Annotated in this window: 7 protein-coding genes; 1 reads left to right on the top strand and 6 read right to left on the bottom strand. The window is 66.8% G+C overall.

All coding sequences use genetic code 11. The features are described from left to right. Positions 1-324: 324 nt before the first annotated feature. The 6 genes from nifD to MJ797_RS07915 form a co-directional block, all read right to left on the bottom strand. On the bottom strand, positions 325-1,734 hold the full coding sequence (nifD, locus tag MJ797_RS07890; RefSeq protein WP_308128295.1) for a nitrogenase molybdenum-iron protein alpha chain: 1,410 nt from the start codon (positions 1,732-1,734) through the stop codon (positions 325-327). Between the two features lie 82 nt (positions 1,735-1,816). Then, positions 1,817-2,683, bottom strand: coding sequence for a nitrogenase iron protein (gene nifH, locus MJ797_RS07895; RefSeq protein WP_239308094.1), 867 nt, complete (start codon positions 2,681-2,683; stop codon positions 1,817-1,819). 60 nt (positions 2,684-2,743) lie between these two features. Continuing rightward, a complete protein-coding gene (gene nifV, locus MJ797_RS07900) occupies positions 2,744-3,916 on the bottom strand; it encodes a homocitrate synthase (protein ID WP_239333272.1) in 1,173 nt (390 codons plus the stop codon). Between the two features lie 614 nt (positions 3,917-4,530). Then, the gene (locus MJ797_RS07905) at positions 4,531-5,565 is read right to left on the bottom strand and encodes a 2-oxoacid:ferredoxin oxidoreductase subunit beta (protein ID WP_239308092.1); all 1,035 of its coding nucleotides are present in this window, start codon (positions 5,563-5,565) and stop codon (positions 4,531-4,533) included. Then, positions 5,558-7,336, bottom strand: coding sequence for a 2-oxoacid:acceptor oxidoreductase subunit alpha (locus MJ797_RS07910; RefSeq protein ID WP_374581728.1), 1,779 nt, complete (start codon positions 7,334-7,336; stop codon positions 5,558-5,560). The genes MJ797_RS07905 and MJ797_RS07910 overlap by 8 nt, the downstream gene beginning before the upstream one ends. A gap of 545 nt (positions 7,337-7,881) precedes the next feature. Further along, positions 7,882-8,721, bottom strand: a complete 840-nt coding sequence (locus MJ797_RS07915) for a PIG-L deacetylase family protein (RefSeq protein WP_239333276.1) — start codon at positions 8,719-8,721, stop codon at positions 7,882-7,884. A gap of 237 nt (positions 8,722-8,958) precedes the next feature. Between MJ797_RS07915 and MJ797_RS07920 the strand changes: the two genes are divergently transcribed. After that, complete coding sequence (locus tag MJ797_RS07920; protein WP_239333278.1) at positions 8,959-10,788, top strand: plasmid pRiA4b ORF-3 family protein; 1,830 nt, start codon at positions 8,959-8,961, stop codon at positions 10,786-10,788. Positions 10,789-10,885: the final 97 nt, after the last annotated feature.

The raw sequence follows: 10,885 nt of genomic DNA on the forward strand, positions 1-10,885 counted from the left end.
CCCTCGGCCGGCGCCTTTCACAACCTGGCGGATCCGCTCCCCCAGCGGCTCGGGAGCCGATCAGAAAACGGTTCCCGAGCCACCGGATCACCAGGTCGGTCACCCCGGCCGCCGTTGGCACGATCACTGCCGCGCTCGCGCCGACGGCTGGGGCGTGTTTCGAAAGCCAGCTGTCCGGCTCGCCACGCCCAGGCGGCCCCTGGCCGCGTTCTCGGCCACACCGATACAACTCATCCGGTATCGGTGTGACCCGCGGCCTTGCCAGGAACCGCCTGAACGCGGCTCCCTGATCGAACGACAGCTTCCGAAACACGCCGTAGGGGCCTACGCGGCGGCCGTGGACCAGGGCGCCTGGAACAAGTTCCAGGTCGGGCTGTTGATCGCGATGTCCATGTCGCGGGCGAACACGGCGAAGCCGTCGACACCGTGGTACGGGCCAGAGTAATCCCAGGAGTGCATCTGGCGGAAGGGAAGCCCCATCTTGTGGAAGACGTACTTCTCCTTCACGCCGGCCCCCATCAGGTCGGGCCGCAGCCGGCGGGCGAACTCCTCCAGCTCGTAGGCGCTCGGGTCGTCGTAGATCACGACGCCCTCGCCGAGCTCGGGGTTGGTGCGGCTGTAGTCATCCTTGTGGGCGAACTCGTAGCCGGTACCGATGATCTCCATGCCGAGATCCTCGTAAGCGCCGATGGTGTGCCGCGGGCGCAGGCCACCGACGAGCAGCATCACCCGCTTGCCCTCCAGCCGCGGCCGGTACTCGTTGCGCACCAGGTCGAACAGAGGCTGGTAGCTGGCGATCGCGGCCTCGGTCTTCTCCTTGATCGTGTCATCGAAGAACGACGCGATCTTCCGCATCGACTCAACAATCTTGGTCGGGCCGAAGAAGTTGAACTCGGTCCACGGGGTGCCGAAACGCTCCTCCATCGTGGTGCAGATGTAGTTCATGGAGCGGTAGCAGTGAATCAGGTTCAGCTTGGTCATGTGGCTGGTGGACAGCTCGTTGAGCGTGCCGTCGCCGGACCACTGGGCCACCACCCGCAGGCCCATGTCCTCCAGAATGCGCCGGGATGCCCACGCGTCGCCGCCGATGTTGTAGTCACCGATCAGGGCGACGTCATATGCGGTCTGCTTGGTGGTGTCCCGGGTGCCGAGCACGATGTCCCGGATGGCGTCGTTGGCGATGTGGTGGCCCAGCGACTGGCTGACGCCGCGGAAACCCTCGCACTTCACCGGGACGACCGGCATGTCCAGTTCCTTCGACGCCTCGCGGGCGACCGCGTCGATGTCGTCACCGATCAGGCCGATCGGGCACTCGGACTGGATGGAGATACCTTTGGCCAGCGGAAACAGCTCGGAGATCTCCTTGCAGATCGCGGCGAGCTTCTTGTCACCGCCGAACACGATGTCGCGTTCCTGGAAGTCGCTGGTGAACTGGAACGTGACGAAGTTGTCGACGCCGCGGGTACCGTGCGAGTAGTTGCGCCGGGAGGCCCAGGAGTACTGGCCGCAGCCCACCGGGCCATGGCTGATATGGACCATGTCCTTGATCGGGCCCCACACCACGCCCTTGGAACCGGCGTAGGCGCAGCCGCGGATCGTCATCACACCAGGACGCGACTTGATGTTGGACTTGACCTCGCACTCCTTCGACCCGTCAGGGTCGTTGGGCTTGATGTGCTTGGCCCGGAACTTCGCGGCCTTGGCCGGATACCCGGCGAGAACATCGTCGATCATTGCCTGGGTGCCGGCGACCGGCGTCCCGGGGGGAGTCACAGGAGGAGTCACGACAGACCTTTCTGATGAGAAGTTCGCCTGGTCACGCGACCGCGGTGGCCTTCTGGCCGACGATTGACTCGTCCTCCTGCTCCATGATCCCGAAGTCGATCAGGAGCTCCTCGAGCTCGTCCATGGTGATCGGCGTGGGGATGGTCTTCATGTCGTTCTCTTCGATCTTGCGTGCCAGTTCCTTGTACTCATTCGCCTGGTTGGACTCGGGCGCGTACTCCAGAACCGTCATCCGGCGCAGCTCGGCGTGCTGAACGATGTTGTCGCGGGGGACAAAGTGAATCATCTGGGTGTTCAGCCGCCGCGCGAGCTCGGTGATGAGCTCGTCCTCACGGTCGGTCTTACGGCTGTTGCAGATGAGCCCGCCCAAGCGCACGCCACCGGAATGCGCGTACTTCAGGATGCCTCGGGCGATGTTGTTTGCCGCGTACATGGCCATCATCTCACCGGAGGTGACGATGTAGATCTCCTGGGCCTTGCCCTGGCGGATCGGCATGGCGAAGCCGCCGCACACGACGTCACCAAGAACGTCGTAACAGACGAAGTCGAGGTCCTCGTAGGCGCCGTTCTCCTCGAGGAAGGTGATCGCGGTGATCACACCACGGCCCGCGCAGCCCACGCCCGGCTCAGGACCACCGGACTCGACGCAACGGATGTCGAACTCACCGGACAGCAGCACCTCCTCGAGCTCGAGATCCTCGACCGAGCCCTTCTCCGCGGCCAGGGCCAGAACCGAGGTCTGCGCCTTCGAGTGCAGGATCAGACGGGTCGAGTCCGCCTTCGGGTCGCAGCCAACGATCATGATGCGGTTGCCGCGGGTAGCGAGCGCCGCCATCGTGTTCTGCTGAGTGGTGGACTTGCCGATACCGCCCTTGCCGTAAAAGGCGATCTGCCTCATCGCTGTGTGCTCCTCACCGCACGCCCGAGCGTGCGTCCATGTCGGAAAACCAGAGTTCGTTCAGATAGCTGTGCTGGTACAGACAGCCGTGCTGGTACAGGTGACGGAAACCTGGAACCGCTCGTAGAGATCACGGATCTCGTCCGAGCGCAACGGGCGCTTGAGCATGCAGACCTGCGAGCGCAGACCCTCCAGGACCGGTCCGAGAACGCGCTCGTCCGCATCGATCCCGTGCTTGCGCAGGGCATGGCGCACCGATGCCCGCCCCGCGTGCTTGCCCACGACCAGGCGGCGACGGGCGCCGACCTCAGCGGGGTCGAAGGGCTCGTAGAGGCTGGGCGCCTTGAGCACCCCGTCCACGTGGATACCGGACTCGTGCATGAACGCCGCCCCACCGACGACGGCCTTCCCGCACGGCACCGGACGGCGTGCCGCGCGCGAAACCAGGGCCGCGAGCGCCCGGAAGGACGTGGTGTCCAGGCTGACCCTGAGGCCGAACAGGTGGCGCAGTGCCATCGCCACCTCCTCCATGGGCGCGTTGCCGGCCCGTTCACCCAGCCCCGCGACCGTGGTGCTGACGAACCCGAAGCCCGCCCGGACCGCCGCGAGCGTGTTGGCGGTGGCGAGACCGAAGTCGTCATGGGCGTGGATCTCCCAGTTGGCGGGCACCGCGCCCACCAGCTGGGACGCGCGGGCCCAGGCGCCGAAGGGCTCGAGGACCCCGACGGTGTCGGCCCAGCGCAGGCGGTCGACACCATCGCGGGACAGTTCGCCCGCGAGCTCGATGACGAAGCCGTCGTCCGCCCGCGAAGCATCCTCGAACCCGACCCCGACCAGCAGGCCCAGGTCGAGGGCGGCGGCGGCGCACTCGCGGATCCGGGTACGCGCCCACGCCCGGTCGCGCCCGAACTTGTGCGCAAGGTGCAGGTCGGAGACGGGGATACTGATGTGAACGCGACGGACGCCAGCGGCGACCGCCGCGTCGATGTCGGACCGCATCGCCCGGCACCAAGCGACGATCTCCGCCCGCAGCCCGGCGGACGCGATACGACGCAGTACTTCGCGCTCGGCCGAGCCCATGGCCGGCACGCCCGCCTCGATCTGCTGCACTCCCGCCTGGTCGAGCGCGACGGCGATGGCGAGCTTCTCCTCGGCCGTGAAGGCAACTCCCGGGGCCTGCTCACCATCACGCAGGGTGGTGTCACAGAACCCGATCACGCTGTCGTGCCTCACAGTTGCCCTCCGTCGGTCGAAAAGGAAGGTGGCGAGATGCGCGGGCCCACGGTCAGCTGTCCGCGACCGGTGGCGGCCTCCGCGGGCCTCGCCGTTGAAGCGCCGCGATTAGGAATGTCGTCCACCGTTGTTTCACGCTCTTTAAGCGCCGTATCTTCGCAGTAACGTTTCGGCCGCATCCGCGATTCTGGGACGAATAGCCGAGGAGCCCCGGGCCGGGTGTCGAAAAGCCCTGGGACCAACGGTGCGAACGCCTGGCGCCACATGGTTCGCCGCTGGTCGTCACCGGACCCGCAGGCACAATACGACAACTTGTCTCCCAGCTATTGTTTTACGCTCGGAAGCCATGACCAAATATCGTGGGCAGCCGACTTGGGACGAATGAACCAGCGCCTGTGGGCCAATGACCCGGACAGTTTTTCAAACGCCCCGGAGAAGTCTGCCCCGGGACCCGGGCATGACAAACAGTGGCGAGCACAACAAAGGCGTTCCCCGGTCGCGGGCGTTGTGACGACGCCGACGACCGAGGAACGCCAGGGATCAGTGCACCGCGGGTCTGGGAAAGCGAAGGATCACGTCATACCGATGAATCAGTAGATCAGTAGATCGGTGGATCAGGCGAGCGTCCAGGTGTTGCCCGCGTGCAGCAGCTCGGAAAGCAGCTCATCGGGCGTCGATGCCGCGCTGCCCGCCCGCGCGGAGGTGTTCTGCTCCGCCACCATGGCCTCGTACGAGGGCCGGTGCACCCGGCGGAACACCCCGATCGGGGTGTTGCTCAGATCGGAGTCGGACAGCCGGGACAGGGTGAAGGCGTAGGCCGGGCCCGCAACCGTCTCGTCGTGAACGATGATCTCGCTGCGGGGGACGTTGGCGGTGTCCGCGACCTCGAGCCCGAAACCACGCGGCTCGCGCACGACGCACTTCTCCCCCGACCCGCCGAACGTGATCGGCTTACCGTGCTCCAGACGGACCAGCACCGAGTCGCGGCTGGCCGGGTCCTTCAGCACGTCGAACGCACCGTCGTTGAAGATGGCACAGTTCTGGTAGATCTCGATGAAGGCGCTGCCCTCGTGCGCGGCGGCGGCACGCAGCACCGAGTGCAGGTGCTTGCGGTCGGAGTCGATGGTACGGGCCACGAACGACGCCTCCGCGCCGAGCGCGAGCGCGATCGGGTTGAACGGGGTGTCGCGGGAGCCGACCGGCGTCGACTTGGTGACCTTGCCGAACTCCGACGTGGGCGAGCACTGCCCCTTGGTCAGTCCGTAGATCCGGTTGTTGAACATCAGAATCTTGAGGTTGACGTTACGGCGGAGTGCGTGGATGAGGTGGTTGCCGCCGATCGACAACGCGTCACCGTCACCGCTGACGACCCATACCGACAGGTCTGGACGGCTGACCGCGAGACCCGTCGCGATCGCCGGTGCCCGGCCGTGGATCGAGTGCATGCCGTAGGTGTTGAGGTAGTACGGGAACCGGGACGAACAGCCGATCCCGGAGACGAACGTGATCCGCTCACGCGGGATGCCCAGCTCCGGCATGAACGACTGGATGGCCGACAGGATCGCGAAGTCACCGCATCCCGGGCACCAGCGGACCTCCTGATTCGACCTGAAGTCCTTGGCGGTGAGTTTGACGGGCACTTCAGTCATTACGCACGACCTCCTCGAGAACTGTCTCCAGCTCGGCCGAGGTGAACGGCTGGCCGTTGACCTTGTTGTAGGACACGCTGTCGATCAGGTAGCGCTCACGGACCACATGGGCGAGCTGGCCGAGGTTCATCTCCGGGATGACTACACGGTCGTAGCTGGCGAGCACCGCACCGACGTTCCTCGGCATCGGCGCGATGTGACGCAGATGCGCCTGGGCGATGGAGACTCCGCGTTCCCGCAGCTTGCGGCAGGCGGCACCGATCGGCCCGTAGGTGGAGCCCCAGCCGAGCACCAGCACCCGGGCAGCACCCGAAGGATCCTCAACCTCAAGGTCGGGCACGTCGATCGCCTCGACCCGGGCCGCGCGCAGCCGCATCATCAGGTCGTGGTCGGCCGGCACATAGGACACCGCGCCGGTACCGTCCGCCTTCTCCAGCCCACCGATGCGGTGTTCCAGGCCGGGTGTGCCCGGCACCGCCCAGGGGCGGGCCAGCGTGTGCGGGTCGTGCAGGTACGGCAGGAACGTGCCGTCGGGGCCGTTGGGCTCGGTCGCGAACTCCACCCGCAGGTCGGGCAGGTCCGCCGGATCCGGCAACAGCCATGGCTCGGAGCCGTTGGCCAGGTAGCCGTCGGAGAGCAGGATGACCGGCATCCGGTAGGTCAGCGCGATCCGCGCCGCCTCCAGCGCCGCGTCGAAACAGTCCGCCGGTGAGCGGGCTGCGATCACCGCGAGCGGCGCCTCACCGTGCCGGCCGAACAGGGCGATGTTCAGGTCGGACTGCTCGGTCTTGGTCGGCAGGCCGGTCGACGGGCCGGCCCGCTGCACGTCGACGATGATCAGCGGAAGCTCCAGCATCACCGCGAGGCCGAGGGTCTCGGTCTTGAGCGCCAGCCCCGGGCCGGAGGTCGAGGTGACACCGAGCGCACCGCCGTAGGAGGCACCGAGCGCCGAGCCGACCGCCGCGATCTCGTCCTCGGCCTGGAAGGTGGTCACGCCATAGCGCTTGTACCCGGACAGCTCGTGCAGGATCTCCGAAGCCGGGGTGATCGGATAGGCACCCAGGAAGAGCGGCAGGCGAGCCCGCAGGGCCGCGGCGGCCAGGCCGTAGGCGAGCGCCGAGTTGCCGTTGACGCTGCGGTAGGTGCCGGGCTCCAGCTTCGCGGGCTTGACCTCGTAGCGGACGGCGAAGTCCTCGGTGGTCTCACCATAGTTCCAGCCGGCCTGGAACGCGGCCACGTTCGCGGCGGCCAGCACCGGCTTCTTGGCGAACTTCTGCTTGAGAAACTCGACCGTGCCCTCGGTGGGCCGGCTGTACATCCACGACAGCAGACCGAGGGCGAACATGTTCTTCGCCCGCTCGGCGTCCTTCTTCGAGACGTCGAGATCGGCGAGCGCGGCGACCGTCGCGGTCGTCAGCGGCACCCGGTGCACCGTGTACCCGTCGAGTGAGTCGTTCTCCAGTGGATTACTCGTGTAACCGACCTTCTCAAGATTACGCGGGGTGAACTCATCCGTGTTGACAATGATCTCCGCATTCGGCGGCAGATCGGCAAGATTGGCCCGCAACGCCGCCGGGTTCATCGCCACCAGTACATCCGGCGAGTCACCGGGGGTGAGGACGTCATGAGCGGCGAAATGCACCTGGAAGCTGGACACGCCGTGCAGCGATCCTGATGGGGCACGGATCTCGGCGGGGTAGTTGGGCAGGGTGGACAGGTCGTTTCCCAGGATGGCGGTCTCGGAGGCGAAACGGTCGCCGGTGAGCTGCATGCCGTCGCCGGAGTCACCGGCGAACCGGATTGCCACCCGGTCCAGATGCTGGATCTGCTTGGCCACGTACGTGGACCTCCTCAATGACCGACGGTCGGCGAGGGTGCATACCCACTGTTCTACAGCGAGTAGAGCGAACCATGCGGATCGCCCGTCCTTCTTATACGGAGACATTGCTTCAACGGTGTTTCGCACTGTCAAATCGCCATCTCGCGAAGCGGGCGTTCCGGCTCACGTCAAATTCGACAACAGCAACGTCACATATATCTCCGGACGTGCGGAAAAAGCATCGCTAATTGCGCGGACAACACCTTCCGCGGGACCTTCGGGAGCCAATAGCGGAAAGACGTTTCCCGCCGCGGGGGACCACCGCCCCCGTTCTCGCGGCGGCGAAGGTCGGGCGTCTGCCGGTAACCGGCCCACCAGGGTGTGGCTGGCACCACCTGCCCGGCGGATACGAAAAGTATCCAGCTCATCCGGACCGGTCATCAGTCATCGGTTAACGGCCAGCGACGGCAGGCGGCAGGCGGTGCGCTCTCCCCCGTTCACCGGGTGAGGCTCGCGAAGATGTCGTCGAGGAGCGGCTGGCCGGGTGCCCGGCCATGTTCGACGTACCACTCGGTGCCCAGTGCCCATCTGAACACCGGGTAGGGAAGGCGCAGCAGCACCGTCAGCAGGCGGAGCCCCGACCCCGCGTCGGCGCTGGCCTGGCTGGCGTGAGCGGCCAGGGCCGCCCGCTTCGTACGCGCGTGGCGACGCACGTCGACCCGGTGGGTCAGCGCCTCGCGTGGGGTGTACATGCCCGCGACGCGCGCGGGGTCGAAGCCCGCCGGGACGCCGGGCAACCGGCTGACGATCCGCAGCGCCCGCCGCAACACCCCGCGATCCAGCGTCGCCTCCAGGACGACCGTGGTACCGGCGAGCCGGGCGGCACGAACCCCGACCTGATGCACCCGCACATGGTCCGGGTGGCCGTAGCCACCGGCCGGGTCGTAGATGGTGAGCGCGTCCGCCCGCTCCGCACGCAGGATCTCAGCCAGCCGCAGAGCCGCTTCACCGGCGTCCGCCGCGGCGAATGCCGCCGGCGCGGCGAATGCCGCCGGCGCGGCGGCGGACGGCGCGGCTGGCATCCCGGAATCCTGATAGCCCAGCCACACGACCCGCGCGCATCCGAGCAGCTGGGCGGAGCGCTCCAGCTCGGCCTGGCGCTGGTGGGCCAACGGGCCGCGGGCGAGCACCTCACGCGACGCTGAGCCAGCACCGCCGGTGGTGGCGACCACAAGGACCACCCGGTGCCCCTCAGCCGCCGCCCTCGCCAAGGTGCCGCCGGTGAGCAGCGCCTCGTCGTCGGGATGGGCGTGGAAGGAGACAAGTGTGTACGGCATCGTCCCAGTCTGCGCATCGGGCTCGGGCGAGGATGATCCGCCAGCGACATTCCACCATGCTCCGCGATGGAAAATCCGCGCGCGCTTGTCTGGTAGCGTCCTGTTACGATAGCAGGTGTGAGCCCTGTCACTCGGAAGAACCCCGGTCGGACCCTGATAAGGGACCACAGCCGGAACACGCCGTGGCCGTACGGGCCAGTCCTCGAAGCCGCCGCTCCCCTCCATGATGAGCAGTCGGTGCTCGTCGCTGAAATGTGGGCGTCGCGGTTACTGGGGCAGATCTGGGTCACCGGTTGGGCCGATGACGCGGCCGGCGACACCCATGACCCGAATGACGTCATGGAAAACCAGGTCGAGGCGTTCATCCACTATCTGGCGGGCCAGTCCAGCGCCGTTGCCCTGACGATCCTGCGCGCGCTGGCGCTGGTGGGTGAGGACTGGATGCGCGACCTGGCCACAATGGCCGCGCGCGGCCTGGCCGGACGTGGCATCCCGGAACCGGCCTGGGCCGCCCACAGCGGTACCACCGAACTGATCGACGCGCTGTCGACGACCGACATGTTCGGTGACGTTGAGGTGATCACGCTTGTCTTCCGGCGGGCCGCGATCGACCATGTTGTCGTCGTCTTCGTCGACCATGCCTCCCTCGCGGGCATCTTTAAGATCATGGTTGGCGAAATGGCGGCCGACAACCTCACGGCGCTGGTCACGGCCTTCGGTCCCGGGGGATCGCTCAGCGATCCGATCTCACTGACTGCCGCGCAGGCCAGAGCCCGGCTGGATGACGCCCTCGACAGGATGCTCGATCACGGCCCGCCGGAGGCGGAGTACATCCAGGACGCGGAGTACATCGCGGCGGACCGCGACGGCGTCGACGACCGCGGCAGCGAGGACGACGAGGACGACGAGGACGACGACCCAGCCGGGACCTGGGCACTGCTGCGGGCGAGACTCGATCTGCTGCCCGACGACGCGTTCGCCGGGACCGGGGCCACCGACGCCGACATGATCGTTATTGGCGGATCAGATGTCAACGGCTCGGACCTGGACCTGGCCGATGACGGGGCCGACCGAGCGGAAGCCGAACGCGTCGTCATGCGGTTCCTCGCGACGGATCGCGCCAAGGCGTTACCCGATCGTGACGCGGCCCGGATCTGGGCGCGGATGGCGGCTGATTGGGCCCTCGACCTGGGACGAGCGGCGCAGCACTACGGCCCGCTGTCGCTGGGATATTTCCTCATCACCGAGGTGAGTCAACACATTACGATCGGGGATGACGACCTGACGCTGCTGCCAGCCGTCATCCGGGCCTGGGCGCACTTCACCGCCGACGCCCGCGGGCTGGGCGCCATCGCGCACCAGCAGTGGGACGAGCAGCTGGCGGACGTGCTGGACCAGTTCGCCTCCGCGTACAAGGAACCTGGCGCGGTCGAGCACCGCGCCACCTGCGCGGATGTCATCGCCTTCCGGCTGTACGAGACCGAAACCAGCTCCGAGGCCCTCTTCGACAGACTTTACGCATCGGCTCCCACCCTCATGCGCGGGCAACTCGACGCGGCCAGGCTGGCGCTGGACCCGCTCCCGCCACCCGCGGCCGCCGCGGCGGGAACCGTCTACCGGGTCAAGGTGCTGCTGCGCGGGTCGAAACCACCGATCTGGCGCCGGCTTGAGATCTCCTCGATGAGTACGCTGACCGACCTGCACAAGGTGATCCAGGCCGCGTTCGACTGGAATGGCGATCACCTATGGGTGTTCACGACCGACTACGGACAGTTCGGATACTCCTCCGACCTGGGCGATCAAGATCCGGACTCGGTGACCCTCGCCCAGATCGCCACGGAAGGCACCACGTTCCGCTACCTGTTCGACTTCGGCGACAACCTGGACCACAACGTCATTGTTGAGAGGACGCTGCTCGCCGCGACGGGAACCGCCTATCCCCGTTGCGTCGGCGGCCGCCAGCCCGATCCCGCCCTGTACTACTTCGACGATGATGACGAGGGCCGTACCGACGCGGTCTTTGACAAAGAACTGATCAATGCCCGTCTCGCGAGGCTACAGACATAACCCGTAGCCTCCCAGCAAGGGCACGTACAGCATCCACGCACGACTCCTTTCCGTATTCAGCGGTTACGGAGCGCGGTTTTTGCTGGATTCAGATCTC

Source organism: Protofrankia sp. CiP3, from assembly GCF_917627345.1.
Classification (GTDB): Bacteria; Actinomycetota; Actinomycetes; order Frankiales; family Frankiaceae; genus Protofrankia.

Excerpts from the sequence above, each read along its gene's own strand:
- nifD (WP_308128295.1), bottom strand. The coding sequence starts at position 1,734 with ATGATCGACGATGTTCTCGCCGGGTATCCGGCCAAGGCCGCGAAGTTC.
- nifH (WP_239308094.1), bottom strand. The coding sequence starts at position 2,683 with ATGAGGCAGATCGCCTTTTACGGCAAGGGCGGTATCGGCAAGTCCACC.
- MJ797_RS07905 (WP_239308092.1), bottom strand. The coding sequence starts at position 5,565 with ATGACTGAAGTGCCCGTCAAACTCACCGCCAAGGACTTCAGGTCGAAT.
- MJ797_RS07910 (WP_374581728.1), bottom strand. The coding sequence starts at position 7,336 with ATGCAGCTCACCGGCGACCGTTTCGCCTCCGAGACCGCCATCCTGGGA.
- MJ797_RS07915 (WP_239333276.1), bottom strand. The coding sequence starts at position 8,721 with ATGCCGTACACACTTGTCTCCTTCCACGCCCATCCCGACGACGAGGCG.